17 protein-coding genes are annotated in these 14,943 nt (G+C 52.8%); 5 read left to right on the forward strand and 12 right to left on the reverse strand.

All coding sequences use genetic code 11. The features are described 5' to 3' along the window. Window positions 1-4: 4 nt before the first annotated feature. Both FCL49_RS16040 and FCL49_RS16045 read right to left on the reverse strand, forming a co-directional pair. Entirely contained in the window at window positions 5-1,294 is a 1,290-nt protein-coding gene (locus FCL49_RS16040; RefSeq protein WP_167796608.1) for an HlyC/CorC family transporter, read from the reverse strand. Window positions 1,295-1,334: 40 nt separating this feature from the next. Further along, window positions 1,335-2,126 carry a cytochrome C assembly family protein gene (locus FCL49_RS16045; protein WP_017891659.1) on the reverse strand — a complete coding sequence of 264 codons (792 nt, stop codon included), beginning with the start codon at window positions 2,124-2,126 and terminating at the stop codon, window positions 1,335-1,337. Between the two features lie 169 nt (window positions 2,127-2,295). Between FCL49_RS16045 and ffh the strand changes: the two genes are divergently transcribed. From ffh to rplS, 5 genes are all read left to right on the forward strand, one after another. Beyond that, the gene (ffh, locus tag FCL49_RS16050) at window positions 2,296-3,657 is read left to right on the forward strand and encodes a signal recognition particle protein (protein WP_135315188.1); all 1,362 of its coding nucleotides are present in this window, start codon (window positions 2,296-2,298) and stop codon (window positions 3,655-3,657) included. A 216-nt stretch (window positions 3,658-3,873) separates the two neighbouring features. Next, window positions 3,874-4,122, forward strand: coding sequence for a 30S ribosomal protein S16 (gene rpsP, locus FCL49_RS16055; protein WP_004932501.1), 249 nt, complete (start codon window positions 3,874-3,876; stop codon window positions 4,120-4,122). Between the two features lie 18 nt (window positions 4,123-4,140). Beyond that, the gene (gene rimM, locus FCL49_RS16060) at window positions 4,141-4,689 is read left to right on the forward strand and encodes a ribosome maturation factor RimM (protein WP_037424830.1); all 549 of its coding nucleotides are present in this window, start codon (window positions 4,141-4,143) and stop codon (window positions 4,687-4,689) included. A 52-nt stretch (window positions 4,690-4,741) separates the two neighbouring features. Beyond that, a complete protein-coding gene (gene trmD / locus FCL49_RS16065) occupies window positions 4,742-5,509 on the forward strand; it encodes a tRNA (guanosine(37)-N1)-methyltransferase TrmD (protein ID WP_012005299.1) in 768 nt (255 codons plus the stop codon). Between the two features lie 54 nt (window positions 5,510-5,563). Next, window positions 5,564-5,920: a 50S ribosomal protein L19 gene (gene rplS / locus FCL49_RS16070; RefSeq protein WP_012005300.1), complete on the forward strand. Its 357-nt coding sequence runs from the start codon at window positions 5,564-5,566 to the stop codon at window positions 5,918-5,920. A 155-nt stretch (window positions 5,921-6,075) separates the two neighbouring features. Here rplS and FCL49_RS16075 read toward each other — a convergent pair whose 3' ends face one another. The 10 genes from FCL49_RS16075 to FCL49_RS24690 all read right to left on the reverse strand — a co-directional run bounded on the left by FCL49_RS16075 (window position 6,076) and on the right by FCL49_RS24690 (window position 14,898). Next, on the reverse strand, window positions 6,076-6,294 hold the full coding sequence (locus tag FCL49_RS16075) for an ogr/Delta-like zinc finger family protein (protein WP_061807308.1): 219 nt from the start codon (window positions 6,292-6,294) through the stop codon (window positions 6,076-6,078). 89 nt (window positions 6,295-6,383) lie between these two features. Next, window positions 6,384-7,538 (reverse strand): contractile injection system protein, VgrG/Pvc8 family, encoded by a 1,155-nt coding sequence (locus tag FCL49_RS16080; RefSeq protein WP_174354325.1) that lies wholly within the window; start codon window positions 7,536-7,538, stop codon window positions 6,384-6,386. Beyond that, on the reverse strand, window positions 7,535-7,996 hold the full coding sequence (locus tag FCL49_RS16085; protein WP_174354326.1) for a phage tail protein: 462 nt from the start codon (window positions 7,994-7,996) through the stop codon (window positions 7,535-7,537). The genes FCL49_RS16080 and FCL49_RS16085 overlap by 4 nt, the downstream gene beginning before the upstream one ends. Window positions 7,997-8,008: 12 nt before the next feature. Then, complete coding sequence (locus FCL49_RS16090) at window positions 8,009-10,066, reverse strand: phage tail tape measure protein (protein ID WP_174354327.1); 2,058 nt, start codon at window positions 10,064-10,066, stop codon at window positions 8,009-8,011. Beyond that, the gene (locus tag FCL49_RS16095) at window positions 10,059-10,193 is read right to left on the reverse strand and encodes a GpE family phage tail protein (protein WP_084797495.1); all 135 of its coding nucleotides are present in this window, start codon (window positions 10,191-10,193) and stop codon (window positions 10,059-10,061) included. The genes FCL49_RS16090 and FCL49_RS16095 overlap by 8 nt, the downstream gene beginning before the upstream one ends. 20 nt (window positions 10,194-10,213) lie before the next feature. After that, window positions 10,214-10,501, reverse strand: a complete 288-nt coding sequence (locus FCL49_RS16100; protein WP_012005306.1) for a phage tail assembly protein — start codon at window positions 10,499-10,501, stop codon at window positions 10,214-10,216. A gap of 65 nt (window positions 10,502-10,566) precedes the next feature. Next, the gene (locus FCL49_RS16105) at window positions 10,567-11,076 is read right to left on the reverse strand and encodes a phage major tail tube protein (protein ID WP_006323695.1); all 510 of its coding nucleotides are present in this window, start codon (window positions 11,074-11,076) and stop codon (window positions 10,567-10,569) included. A gap of 13 nt (window positions 11,077-11,089) precedes the next feature. Further along, window positions 11,090-12,259: a phage tail sheath protein gene (locus FCL49_RS16110; protein WP_135315194.1), complete on the reverse strand. Its 1,170-nt coding sequence runs from the start codon at window positions 12,257-12,259 to the stop codon at window positions 11,090-11,092. 143 nt (window positions 12,260-12,402) lie between these two features. Then, window positions 12,403-12,915 (reverse strand): tail fiber assembly protein, encoded by a 513-nt coding sequence (locus FCL49_RS16115; protein WP_174354328.1) that lies wholly within the window; start codon window positions 12,913-12,915, stop codon window positions 12,403-12,405. A 3-nt stretch (window positions 12,916-12,918) separates the two neighbouring features. Then, window positions 12,919-14,898 carry a phage tail protein gene (locus FCL49_RS24690; protein WP_254611083.1) on the reverse strand — a complete coding sequence of 660 codons (1,980 nt, stop codon included), beginning with the start codon at window positions 14,896-14,898 and terminating at the stop codon, window positions 12,919-12,921. Between the last annotated feature and the right edge of the window lie 45 nt (window positions 14,899-14,943).

Here is a 14,943-nt window from a genome sequence, read left to right on the forward strand (position 1 = left end):
GCTGTCAGTGTTGTTGAACGCTCGATTGCAGCGATTTTATCGGCGTGACCCGCACCTGTTTGATCATGTTGTCCTGGACGTCAAGGATATCAACGTCGTAATGGCCAACCCGGACCCGGGTGCCCACCTCAGGGATCTCTTCGAGCTCTTCCAGCAGCATGCCGTTAATGGTACGTGCATCGGCGGCCGGTAGTGTCCAGTTGAATGCCTTGTTTAACTCGCGCACGTTGGCAGTACCGTCGATCAGGACTGAGCCGTCGCTTTGCGGATTGACCTCTTCCGCCAGCGTTGGTGACATGGAGGTGGTGAAATCACCGACGATTTCTTCCAGGATATCTTCGACTGTCACCAGCCCCTGAATATCACCGTATTCGTCCACCACGATGCTGACTTTCTCTTTGTTGCGCTGGAACTTCACCAGCTGAACGTTGAGCGGGGTGCCTTCAGGCACGTAGTAAATCTCGTCGGCGGCGCGCAGCAGATTCTCTTTGTTGAACTCTTTCTTCTCGGTCATCAGGCGGTAGGCTTCACGTACCCGCAGCATGCCGATGGCATCATCCAGTGAGCCTCGGTATAGCACGATGCGGCCGTGCGGCGAGTGGGTGAGCTGGCGCATGATCGACTTCCAGTCGTCGTTGACATCGATACCGACGATTTCGTTGCGGGGTACCATAATGTCGTCGACCGTCACCTTCTCCAGATCCAGCACGGAAATCAACATGTCCTGATTGCGTCGAGAAATCTGTGAGTGGGATTCATTAACGATGGTGCGCAACTCGTCCTTGCTGACGGCATCGCTGACTCGCACGTTGGTGTGGATGCCGAACAGCCGTAAGACCAGCGTGGTGATGCCATTAAGCAGCCACACCAGCGGGAACATCACTTTCTGCAGCGGTGCCAGTAAAACGCTGCTGGGGAAGGCGATGCGCTCCGGATATAACGCGGCGAAGGTTTTCGGCAGCACTTCGGCGAACAACAGTACGGCAAAGGTCAGGATACCGGTGGCGATAGCGACGCCCAAATCGCCATACAGGCGCATACCGACAATGGTTGCCAGCGCCGAGGCGAGAATGTTGACCAGATTATTGCCGATCAGCACCAGGCCGATCAGACGATCCGGTTTTTGCAGTAGCTTCTCGACCCGGCGAGCAGAGCGGTTGCCCTGCTTGGAGAGATGACGGAGACGATAGCGGTTTAGCGTCATCATGCCGGTTTCGGATGCTGAGAAGTAAGCGGAAACCACGATCATAACCACCAGGATAATGATCAGGGTCCCTGTCGAAACGTGCTCCAACGCGGTATTCCTTATGTATGGAGAAAGATAGCCAGAGGGCTTAGCGAACCATCACTTGCTGGATCAGACGGCTGCCGAAGTAGGCCAGGGTTAGCAGAAAGGCGCCGGCAAAGCTGAACCACACGACACGGCGACCACGCCAGCCTTCATGGTAATGGCCCCACAGCAAAACGATATAGACAAACCATGCCATGATCGACAGGACGGCCTTGTGCACGTTTTCTTTGCTGAACAGGTTATCCATATACAGCAGGCCGGTGCACAGTGTAAGCGTCAGCAGCACGACCCCGATCTGGGTGATGTGGAACATTTTGCGTTCGATGCTCATCAGCGGCGGCATATCGGCGCTGAAGGACAGCTTTTTGTTTTTCAGCAGATAGTCCAGCCAGGCCAGTTGCAGCGCATACAGCGCCGCAATAATCAGCGTGGCGTAGGAAAACAGCGCCAGGCCAATGTGCACCATCAGTTCCGGGCTGGCTTCCAGATGGGTAATAAATTCACCTGGCATAAAGCTGGCGAAGGCCAGATTGATCATCGCGAAGCTGTAAACAATCGGCAGCAGGAACCAGCCACGATCGCGTGAGGCGACGAAGGTCATGACCGAACAGATGATCAGACTGACTATCGAGCCGATGTTCAACAGGCTGAGATTTTGTCCGGCACTGACGTCAAAAATACGCTGCTGCAGAGCGATGGCGTGGCAAACCAGTGCCACCACCGCCGAGACGAGAGCAAGCCGACGGTATGCGCTGTTCTTCCGCAACAAGCTGGGAATAATCAGTCCAAGGCTGAGCAGGTAGGCGATCAAAGCCACAATGGAGAAAACTGGCATAGCGTTTAATTTTGCTTCGGCGTGGTGAATGGGATTGTCAGTATAGCGTTGAGCGCGTCCCACTCCAACCGATCTCCAACGCTGAGGCAGAGATCCTTTTCGCTTCGTGTTATCATCGCCGTAATTATGTCGCCAGAGCGGCCTGTTATTACACGTTGAGCAAGAGACGATGTTTGAAAATTTAACCGATCGTTTGTCGCGCACCCTGCGCAATATCAGCGGCCGTGGGCGGCTGACCGAAGAAAATATCAAGGAAACCCTGCGTGAAGTGCGCATGGCATTGCTGGAAGCGGACGTTGCGCTGCCGGTGGTGCGGGACTTTATCAATCGCGTAAAAGAAAGCGCGGTAGGCCATGAAGTCAACAAAAGCCTGACGCCGGGGCAAGAGTTTGTAAAAATCGTCAAGAGCGAGCTGATTGCCGCGATGGGCGAAGTGAACACCGAGCTGAACCTGGCGGCGCAACCGCCGGCAGTGGTGCTGATGGCGGGCCTGCAGGGCGCCGGTAAAACCACCAGCGTCGCCAAGCTCGGCAAGTTCCTGAAGGAAAAACAGAAGAAAAAAGTGTTGGTGGTTTCCGCTGACGTTTATCGCCCAGCGGCGATCAAACAGTTGGAAACGCTGGCGGAAAGTGTCGGCATCGATTTCTTTCCGTCCGATGTTAAAGACAAGCCAATCGACATCGTTAACCGTGCACTGCAACAGGCCAAGCTGAAATTCTACGATGTTCTGATCGTCGATACCGCCGGCCGTTTGCACGTTGACGAAGCGATGATGGACGAGATCAAACAGGTGCACGCGGCGATCAAGCCGGTGGAAACCCTGTTTGTGGTCGACGCCATGACCGGTCAGGATGCGGCCAACACCGCCAAGGCCTTTAACGAAGCGCTGCCGCTGACCGGCGTGGTGCTGACCAAGGTCGATGGTGACGCGCGCGGCGGTGCTGCGCTGTCTATCCGTCACATTACCGGCAAACCGATTAAATTCCTCGGCGTGGGCGAGAAAACCGAAGCGCTGGAGCCATTCCATCCGGACCGCGTGGCATCGCGCATTCTCGGCATGGGCGACGTACTGTCGCTGATCGAAGATATCGAAAGCAAAGTTGACCGCGAACAGGCGGAAAAACTGGCTAACAAGCTGAAGAAGGGCGACGGTTTCGATCTGACCGATTTCCTGGAACAGCTCAAGCAGATGCGTAACATGGGCGGTATGGCCAGCATGCTGAGCAAACTGCCCGGTGCCGGCCAACTGCCGGACAATGTGAAATCGCAGATGGACGACAAGGTTTTGGTGCGCATGGAGGCGATGATCAACTCGATGACGCTCAAAGAGCGCGCCAAACCGGAAATCATCAAAGGTTCGCGCAAGCGACGTATTGCGGTGGGTTCCGGCATGCAGGTGCAAGATGTTAACCGCTTGTTAAAGCAGTTCGACGACATGCAACGCATGATGAAAAAGATGAAGAAAGGCGGAATGGCGAAGATGATGCGTGGCATGAAAGGTATGATGCCGCCGGGCTTCCCAGGTCGCTGACAGCCGCTTGCCCTCTGGGGTGAGCCTGTTTAAGCATTTGCCGTTCGCGGTGAAAACCGCCCGAAATATTACTGGCGAAAAAAAGTAGTTGACGACGATCTACGCTTTCGATTGCTTTTTGCGCCAAAATGAGTAAAATTTTCGGGCTTTTTATATTGCAACCGGGCCCCGTTCCCTCAATGGGGCCCGGCTGTTTTATTAACTAAAGAGGATGTTATGGTAACAATTCGTTTGGCACGTGGCGGCGCAAAAAAGCGTCCGTTCTATCAAGTAGTAGTGACCGACAGCCGCAATGCTCGTGATGGTCGTTTCATCGAGCGCGTAGGCTTCTTCAACCCGATCGCATCTGGTCAGGCTGAAGCACTGCGTCTGGACCTGGACCGCATCGAACATTGGGTCGGCCTGGGTGCAACTGTTTCTGATCGCGTTCACGCGCTGATCAAAGACGCTAAGAAAGCAGCTTAATCTGTCGCGGTGGTGGCAATGAGCAAGCAACTCAAACCGGTAGCACCGATCGCGCCGATTGTACTCGGTAAAATGGGGTCTACTTACGGCATCCGTGGTTGGCTCAGAGTATTTTCATCCACCGAGAACGCCGAAAGCATTTTTGACTATCAGCCGTGGTTTATCCAGCAGGCGGGTCAATGGCAGCTTGTCGAGTTGGAAGACTGGAAGCGCCACAGTCAGGACCTGATCATCAAAGTCAAAGGCGTTGACGATCGGGATGCTGCGAATCTACTGACCAATCGCGAGATCCTGGTAGATTCAAAACAACTTCCTCCGCTGGAGGGTGATGATTATTACTGGAAAGACCTTATGGGCTGCCAGGTCGTCACCACCACCGGCTACGAACTGGGTAAAGTCATCGATATGATGGAAACCGGTTCGAACGATGTGATGGTTGTGAAAGCTAACCTGAAAGATGCATTCGGCATGAAGGAGCGGTTGGTCCCGTTTCTTCATGGGCAGGTTATCAAGAAAGTCGATCTCACTGCTCGCGTGATTGAAGCAGATTGGGATCCTGGTTTTTGACCTCCGAATTAAACGGTCGAAACAAGTGGAATGACAGTATGGGGATTGGCTTGTGTTCATTGGTATTGTAAGCCTGTTTCCTGAGATGTTCCGCGCGATCACCGATTACGGGGTGACTGGCCGGGCAGTAAAAAATGGCCTGCTGAGCGTGCAGTGTTGGAGTCCACGTGACTTCACCTACGACCGGCATCGTACCGTGGACGATCGCCCTTATGGCGGCGGCCCGGGAATGCTGATGATGGTGCAACCCTTGCGGGAAGCCATTCATGCAGCAAAAGCAGCGGCAGGCGAGGGAGCAAAGGTGATTTATCTGTCACCTCAGGGGCGCAAGCTGGATCAAACCGGCGTGTGCGAACTGGCGGCCAACCCGAAGATGATTCTGGTGTGCGGTCGTTATGAAGGGGTAGACGAGCGCGTAATCCAAACCGAAATTGATGAAGAATGGTCAATCGGCGATTACGTCCTCAGCGGCGGGGAACTGCCGGCAATGACCCTGATTGATTCAGTCGCCCGCTTTATACCGGGTGTGCTGGGCCATCAGGCTTCAGCAGAAGAAGATTCTTTTGCCGATGGATTGCTGGACTGCCCGCACTATACCCGTCCTGAGGTGTTGGAAGGGATGGAGGTTCCGCCAGTTTTACTGTCGGGCAACCATGCCGAGATACGTCGCTGGCGCTTAAAGCAGTCGCTGGGCCGTACCTGGCTTAGAAGACCTGAACTTCTGGAAAGCCTAGCTCTGACTGACGAGCAAGCGGTGTTGCTGGCTGAGTTCCAACGGGAACATCAGACCAAGCAGCAGGACTATGAAGGGAACGTCTGAGCAATTGGCTCGACGGGACCGATATATCAGTTTACCTAGGGTAAGAGACATATTATGAGCAACATTATTAAGCAAATTGAACAAGAGCAGATGAAGCAAGACGTACCTGCATTCCGTCCGGGTGATTCCGTGGAAGTTAAGGTATGGGTCGTTGAAGGTAGCAAAAAACGTCTGCAGGCATTCGAGGGCGTGGTTATCGCTATCCGTAACCGCGGTCTGCACTCTGCATTCACTGTTCGTAAGATTTCCAACGGCGAAGGTGTTGAGCGTGTATTCCAGACTCACTCACCAGTAATTGACAGCATTGCTGTTAAACGTCGTGGTGCCGTTCGTAAAGCCAAACTGTACTATCTGCGTGAGCGTACTGGTAAGTCTGCTCGTATCAAAGAGCGTCTGAACCGCGTCGGCTAACGCTGCATCCAAAAGTTAATAACTATGAAGGGGTTGGCAATATGCCGACCCCTTTTTTTATGCTTAAAATTCAATGGTCGTATTTGCAAGATTTAATTCTTGTAAAAATAAGTTATAGCAGGCATAAAAAAGCCTGCGGTGGCAGGCTCTTTGCATTACAGCGCGGCGGCGCGCGGCTTGGTTTTTTCCGGGTGCGGCTGGGCCGGAATAATATCGCCAGGCTTTACAATCACTCGCGCGACGGACTCATGCGTGGCGAAGGTGCAGCTACAGTTAATGTTCTGGCATTGGTGATAGCGCTCTTTGGTCGCTTCACTCAGGTAACGGCTGGAGCGAGTATGGGCCACGCTACCGCAAAGTGGACAGTGCATCATAGTTGAATCCCTCTTTCGACTGCATCAAGTTATATGACTTATGATAGCCCATTAACTTGCAAAAGCAAGATTCAATTTCGAAAGCGAGATTAATTTTCTTTGGTAGTGATCTCAACACCCTCAATGTAGACGTTAAGTTCCAGATTACTGAAGAAGCCACTGTTGCTTAAGGTATGAGTGATCTTATTAACCACCCACAGCTGCTGATCGATAGCTTCCTTAAAACCATAAACTCGGATAGGGGTCTCAGGGAACAGGTATGGCTGTCCGGTGGCCAGGCTGATACTGAAGGTTGCGATCCCTCTTTGTAATTGTTCAAACAGTGACTGAGCTGCCCGCATGGCGGTTTCTTTATCACGATAGATTTTTGCAATGTGGCAGACATGCTTCTCTTTACCGACCATATAGCTACTGGTTTGCTGTGGGGCGGTAGCTGTTTTGTCAGCGAATTTGGCGGCAGGATGCCGGGATGTACTGGCGTTTGCCTGTGGGATTTCCCGTTCTATTTGTACGCTGCTGTTGGTTCGCTCCGGATGTTCGGTATTCAGCCAACTGGCGCTGACACCGGTGTAACCGCCGCGATCTTTCAGTTCAAAACGGTGAGTGTCGCCGTCACTGCGGGTCAGTGTTTTAATAGGGTTTGGATCGCCACGCGGGCTACGACCAAACCCGGGTTTGATAAACTGTAGGCGCTGGTATTTGATAGTCACTCGTGCACTATTTGCCAAGGCCAACCGGGAAAGAAATTGAACATCGGTCTCATTGGTTTGGTCGATATGCGCAATCTTTATTGCGGCCAACTCATCGCTTAAATAGGGGGCGTTCAGCCCATTACGCGTTGAAATTTGTTGCACGATTTCGCCAAAGGTCTTGTCTGAATAAGACTCGCTGCGGGATTCGTTTAACGAGCCACGAAAATCAACGCTACGGGCTGTGATTGAGATGAGATCTGGAGCGCCAGTGTGGATGATAGTATCGACAATAAACTTGCCCTGGCCAACCAGTGCTGAGTTATTCCAACCAAGAAACAACTCCAGAATAGCCCCCCGACTGGGCAGGGACATCAGGCCATCGCTGTCGTCCAGATTAATGGTCAATTGATCGGCGCTCAGGCCGCCATTATCGACCATGTTTAACGAGATCAGTCGCTGACGGATATCGTTGGTAATATCCTTATCTGCCAGCGTCAGGATAAAGTCGGGGGCCGGTTTGGCCCCCATAGGTTGATAAACATCGGCGATCATAATGATATTCCCGTCGCTTTTTGCGCTTTCGTCAGCAGGTCAGCAGCCTGGTGGCGCAAATCGCCGAACATGGCATGCAGCGATTCATCTACGCGCTTTAATGTGATGGTGAAGGAAATTTGGCGTGGTTGACCGTTAGCGAAAAATTCTTTGCTGTCCTGAGTGATTTTCTCGATCACGAACATACCGTAAATGGTACCGCTGCCTTCAATAAGCGGCCAGGCACGCCCTTGTTCGGCCATGGTTTGCAGCGTCAGTAAAGATAGCCGTCCACCAGTTAACTCAGGCATCAGTTGTCCGCTTAAGGTGATCGTTTCGCCATCCACGCCCAGAAATTGAGCACTTGGTCTTTGGCCGACGCGACTTCCTGTCGGCCAGCGATAGCTCAGCTGACGGTTCATGGATTGGTAGGGCAGGGTGCGTAACATAAATACGAACAGTCCCAGAGTTAGCATCATTAGTCTGGCTCCTTATACCTGCGCATAAGCGCTGAGGTGCTGATTACGGCGAGTATTTTCGATGTCCATCATGGCTGAACGGACGACACGTTCCATTTCGTCACGGGTAGTTCCCTCCGGTACGTTGATGGCGATGTTATTGGTTAGTACGCTGTTATCCGAAAGGTTAGGGGGCGCGGTTGGGCGAACGGCACGATAGTTTTCGTTGCCCAAACTCAACACGCCACCGCTGGGGGAAAGGCTGGTGTCATATTTTTCCGAGGTTGGATCCCGTTTTTCATTGCTAAACCATCCAATGGCCGAATCAATGATGCCTCGCGCCTTGCCGATTAAGCCAATCAACTGGTTAAGCGCATCGCCGGGCAGCCTGAATGCCCAAACCAGCCATTCGCCCAGCATTTTTCCGTAAGCCGCTGCGGTGTTCAGTTCTTCCTGAGTGCTTTTTATCGGCGTTAATAATTGCATAAACCAGTTATAGACCGGTTTTAACTTGTCCATGAGGCTGTTGAAGGCTGCAATCACTGGAGAAAATGCCTCACCAATAGGCCCCATTGCCGTACTGAAACTTTCCGCGACTCCGCCGATAAAGGCGCTAATCGGTTCCCAATATTTATAGATTAAGGCGGCCCCTCCGACGATCGCTGCGACTACGGCGACAATGGGCAGGCTGAGGGCGGTAAAGACTCCGGCTATCATGCCGCCAACGGAAGTGAATACGGTGCCCAGTAGACCCGCACCGGCCATCAGCATATTAACGGCGCTCAGCGCCGGCACGATAAAGGTACCTATGGTTGACAGGCCGCCAATCAGTGCGGTTACGGCAATGGCTACCGTCATCAGGGTATTGGCCAACGCGGGGTTTTCTTTTGACCATTGGCCCAGGGTGTTCAGCCAGCCGGTTGCGGTTTGCGTCAACTGCCGTAGGGCTGAGTTTTGCCCATCGAACAGGTCGATGCGGATGCTGTCCCAGGAGGCGAACAGTTTCTTGATATCGCCATCCAGGTTATCCCCCCGTACGGTGACCATCGCCTGAGCGGCGCCATCAACGCTCCCCAGGCTGTGCCCTTGTGGGGCCAACTGTGCGGCGGTTTGCTCCAGGCCCTGTCCACTCTGGAGGGCTGCCGGTGCGGCGGTCCGCATTTTTTTGTCGAACTCATCAAGGCTCCACTGATAGCTACTGCTGGCTTTGGCCATGATATCGGCGATATTTTCAGCCTGATCGGCCGGCAGCTGAAACGCCTGCTGGATACCCGACAACGCTTTTACTGCCTCCTCGATGCTGCTGCCGCTGGCCTTGGCCAGATTCAGTGCTGCGGGTGCAGCAGCCAAAACTTCCTGAGGGTTGTAGCCAGCGGCGGCCAGAGCGGATTGCGTTTCAGCGACCTCCTGCGGGGACTGTCCCTTGGACACCCTGCCGGTTGCCTGCTGGCGCAGGGCTGTTAACCGGCGGTCATCTTTGTTTAATCCCAACTGCGCCTGCACACCGGACATCTGCTGTTCAAACTTCATACCCGGTGCCAGCAAATCTTTACCGGTGTTGAAGGCAGTACCTGCCAGTCCCAACCCCTTTGAAGCAACATCGTGAATCTTTCCAATTCCGTTCTGTCGGGTTTGAAAATCACCAAGCACTTCTGTGCGTCTTTGCTGACTCAGTTTTTGGCGGGCGCGTTGTTGGCGGCTAAGAAGGTTTTGGGCGGTCTCTGAATTTACTTGTGAGCGTTGCTGGGCGCCGGTTAAATTGGCGGTATCAATCCCTTTGCCCTGGAGCTGTTTTTCCAGATGGCCTTGCTGGAGCGATAAAATGGCTCCACGGGCCTTTTGCACGACGTGATTGAGAGTCGCCTGCTGTGCCGTTTCAATATCTTTGGGGGAAGATAAAAATGCGGGCAAAGCCATACGGGTATTTTGAATCGCATCAAGCTCAATCAGTACGTCGGCCTGCGCCGCTTTTATCTTCAGTAATTGGGTTAGTTGAGCCTGGTTTTTTTGTTCTGTTTTTAGCCGCTTTTGCTGGTTGCGGATGCTGGTGTCCGCGTTTGCCAACGTTTTTTTGCTGCCGCTGCTACTCATCTGTATTTACTCCACTACGTTGAAGGGCCTTATAGCGCCAGTCCATCAGCTCGGTCAGCGTCATGCCGTTCATCTCCGATGGCGGCCAGTGAAAAATCACTGCGATATCCGCCATCAGGTCGTCCACGGTCAGAACGGGGTCGATGTTTACTCGGCCGATTTCGGTGACAAAAAACCGATCACCTGGCCGGCCAGCGCAATCAGGTCCGGCAGTTCCAGGCGGGCGCACTCTTCTTTGGTCAGGTTTGGATAGGTCACGCGCGGCAGGATGGTGATCAGGGCGTCGACGTCGGCGTTGGCCAGCGCTGCCAGACCGATACCGCGCAGGCTGCCTGCATTCGGTTTGGTGACCTGTACTTCACGGATCTCGCTGTCGCCGCGTTTGATCGGGGTTTCCAGTACAACGGTATTTTCTGGTGATGCATTCAGTTCCATGGGGGTATCCAATTATTGTCAGGGGGAAACAGGGCCAGCACCAAGGCTGGCCATTGAAGTGATAATTACAGACCGATAGCGCGGCGGTGGGCCGCCAGCAGATCCACGCCGTCGACTTTTTCGATCATGTTGACGGTATCGATCTCGATCAGCTCTTTGCCGTCGATGCTCAGCTTGAAGTAGGTACAGTCGGTAGAAACCTTGGTCTCGGTGTCTTCGCCTTGTTTGAAGTCGCCGCTGTCGATTTCTTTGTGGCGACCGCGCATGACTACCTCGAGTGCCGATACTTCACCGGTGTCATCGCGCTGGAAAGAACCGGTGAAGCGAAGGGGTACCGCATCGACGCGGCCCCATTGCTTCAGCACCAGCTCATCGATGCCGCCCATGGTCCATTCGACCACCAGCGCATCGTCGTCCAGACCGAAGTCCACCGACGCCGCACCGCTCATACCGCCACCGCGGAATTTCTCCAGCTTGCGGGTCAGCTTTGGCAGGGTCATGGCGGAGACCACGCCCATGTAGTTGAAGCCATCGTTAAACAGGTTCAGGTATTTCAGTTTTTTTGGCAGTGCCATGATTCAGGTCTCCTTAGCTGTTCACGGACGCGGCGAAGTTCGCCAGGTAGCGGTCGGTAATGCGCTGACGTAGGGTCAAGTCTTCCAGCGGCGGTACCGGGGTGTAGTCGTAATCGATAAACAGCTTGCCGGCCTTCAGGGTTTCCTTGTCGTTGGCGCTTTCGTCATACCAGCAGTCGCCGTCAATGATCAGCCCGGCGGATTTCAGCTCGCGGAATTTGGCTTTGATGCCGTCGATCATGTCGCGGATCAGCGTTGGCGTCACCGGGCGGTCAACGGCCCACAGATGCGCTTCGGCCATGGTGTCAGCCAATACCTGCGCGGTACGGGTGTAGTTTTCGAACTGGAATAACGGATCGTCGGAACAGGTGCGTGAGCCCCAGAACTTGAAGCCGTCTTTGCGGATCAGGGTGGTCACACAGCCCTGGTTTAGCAGGTCAGCGTCGGTGCCGACGGTTTGCAGATCCCAAAATACGCTGGCCGAAATACCGCTGACGCCGTTGACGCCGACGTTGGACAGGGTTTTATGCCAACCAGTTTCCTGGTCAATTTTGGCGCGCAGACCGAGTGCACGAGCGGTGGCGTATGCGATGTCGCTGCTGTTGGTGGTGGTATTCCAGTTAACAAAGTCCGGCCAGATCAGCATCAGTTCGCGTTGGCTGAAGCCTGCACGGTACTTGATGGCGTCGGAAACGGTTTTGCAACCGTACGCGCTGATATAGCCGAAGGCACGCAGTTGCTGGCAGATGCCGGCCAGTGCGGTAGCGACTTCCAGGTTGTCGTGGCCGGGTACCCCCAGAATCCGCGGCTTCACGCCCAGCTCGGCCTGTGCCGCCAGCAAGGCTTTCATGCCGGTGTACTTACCGTTCTCATCAGCGCCGCCAATGATATTGGAAGTGGTTTCGGCCTCGTCTTTGCCTTCCGCCACGCGTACCACGACGGTGACCGGTTTGGCCTGTTCGGCGATCGCCAGCAGCGAGCGTGCCAGGGTGCCATTCTTGCCGGCCTTGCCACTGGCGGCCAGAACGTCAGTGATCAACACCGGAGTGTTGAGGGGGAACAGGGTTGCATCGGCATCTTCTGCCGTACAAACCATGCCGATAATCGCCGTCGAGACGGTGGAAATTACGCGGGTGCCTTCGTTGATTTCGAGGACACGCACGCCGTGGTGATAATCACCCATAGCATTACTCCGTTTGTGGTTGGTAACAACAGAATGCCTTTCGTGACGGGGTCGCGCATCTCATTGGGTATGTATGAGAACTGGTACAACAGCAGGAAAATCAAGATAAAAAAAACGCCCCGGGCGGGGCGTTGATCGTGTGGTTATTGCGGTGGCTGTGGCCAGTCGATGTCTGGGGCGGTGCCAGGATCGACCCTGCTAAGCAGAACACGATAGGTTTTCCACGTAGTTAACGACTTTTTTTCTTCTTTTGTTACGATGTCTAAATCCACGGCATCTTGTAACGGTGAAATCCTATTATTTGCTGTCATGAGTAAGGCACTTTTTCTTTGCCGTGCTTGAATGATCATCTCATGTAGAGAGTATTCTCTTCGTTTAATACCTTCCTCAGTATACATCCAGTCACCAAGAATATTACAGCCGGAGGGTAAATCATCGATATCAATGATACTTAAATTTAAGGGGTAAATACGAGCAGCATCTTCACTAATGCTACGAATTATTCCTGTTTCATTTTCTATTGCAATAGTGTATTTTTTATTGAATTTAGACAACGATTTAAACCAATCATTTCCATTTTTATCTATAAAATACTGAATGCCTTCACCTAGGAAAAACTCCTCAGGTACATAGCGTTGAAGATTAAATAATTTCATTGATTACCCCTCAATTGTGGCCCAAATGCCATTTCGCATAATTTGTATAGGGCGATATAGAGCAACACCGACTTGGTTACCTTCGTTACCGTTTCCTCCTGTTAGAAAGCAGCCTCCTGGCGCCTCAACAAGATTTCCGTCCATATTTAGGCTACTTTGGGCGCCACGTTGTACTCGATTGACAAGATTTTGATAAGCCCAGCCTTTGGCATTTTCTTGTGCGGTGTTAGCTCGATTTTGTGCATCTTGTTGAGTACAAAAAGTCCCAGCCTTGCTCGCTATTAACCCTGTGTTGGGATCAAAATCCCATATACAATCGAAATTATTATCTCCAAGAACATGGATCACCGGATGAGCAAAGCTATTCTCTGGTTTGAGAAGATAGCCAAAGCTAACCGCTGTCGGATAGCCGATGTCTTTGCGATTAGATACCCCTTTTACGATAGGAACGTAATGCCCACCAGTATTTACCGTCCAGTCAAATCTCTGCTGATGAAACGATGCCGCAGTATCAAGCTGAGCTGCGAATGAGCCGCTCCCCTCTGGGGTTGCTTCCTTAGTCAAAGCAATATGGGCTCGAGAGGAAACGGTTTTTTCCACCCATAAAGCATGTCCCATATTAATATTCCCCGAGATTAGGTTAACGGATAGAGGTCGGAGATCATTATATCCTCCAAACTTGTCCCCCTTATTTGTTAACATTAAATAGAAATTTGAATCATCATTTCGCCAGAAAGTTCCGTAATTTTCTGATGCAATCCTGAAATTATCTATATTGAGTGATTGAATGTCAGATGACGTTTTAACAACTCCCTGTAGCGTGCCACCAGAGAGCATTAAGTAACGCGTATCAGATTCTGGTTTGCTCCAGGTGTTAATATCATTAGCTGATAGTGATATATCGCCAGTGAGTGGTTTTCCATTAATCTTTGTCGTGCGGAGTACATATTTTTTTTCCGCATCATTATCTGTTAAAGCCCCAACATCTGCTGCTGTAGGTTTATAGGCTGTGGTATAAATTCGGTACCACGACAGCGGTTTCTCCGGAACGGTAGAAATACCGATATAGGCAGCCGCGCTGTTTTGTATTGCCAAATAACCGCTGGAAGGTCCTCCATCGCAAGGGAGATTGAGAACACCATAGGTACCTGATCCAGGAGCATTTTTTGATAAGTTATTCACCCGATAAATTTCACCAAGGTTACTATAGGCATCGGCATGATGCTTTATACCTGCACCGAAACCGAAAGCGCCGACCTCCATCAAATTTGTAGCTTCAGTCCCCACATTTCTCGTTGCCGCATTGCCCAGTGCGAGATTGCCACGCGCGACGGCCTTGTTGGTCAGATCCGAAAGGTTATTGGTTTTTTTGAGGCTCGCATCATTAACCGCCTTAACCGCTTTTGGCGTCGCCGCCAGGACTTCGCTGTTGCTGTTGCTGTCGCTGCTCAATTGGGCAAACCCTTTGGCCAACAGGGTGGCATCCGGGTGGTTGCGTGAACGAGCATGTTCGGCGATAGCCGCATCCAGCGTATCGCGGGAAACCAGCACGGCGGTTTTGTCCGCCACGATCACTGCGCTGGCATCACCTTTGATCAGCAGAACCATGCGCACTACCTGGGTGCGACCGGCACCTTCGGCCAATAGCGGCTTGTAAGTGTCGGGGGTATTAGCCACGGCCACCAGCACGCCATTTTTATCGTACAGCCCCAGTTCGCGGATCCACCAGCCGCCAGTATCTTCGGGGATTATCTGCTCGGCGATCACCTGGTTGCTGCTGTTGGCGTTAACCTGCAGGGAATTGAGCGCGGCGCGTCGCTTCTCGTTCACCAGTTTGGTTTGGTTTTCGCTGGGCAAAGTGGCTGAGCCACCGCCGTCGCCGACGGCCATCTGGGTGATCTCCAGCTTCTGGCCGGTTGCCGCGGCGTTAGCCAGCAGCGCTTTGCCCTGATCGGTGAGCAGGGCGCGGTATTTTGCTGTCATGTCGTTGCTCTCTTCTGTTTGTCGGCCGGATAGTTGAGGCCGCTC

It is taken from the genome of Serratia proteamaculans, from assembly GCF_013337185.1.
In the GTDB taxonomy this organism is placed as follows: domain Bacteria; phylum Pseudomonadota; class Gammaproteobacteria; order Enterobacterales; family Enterobacteriaceae; genus Serratia; species Serratia proteamaculans_D.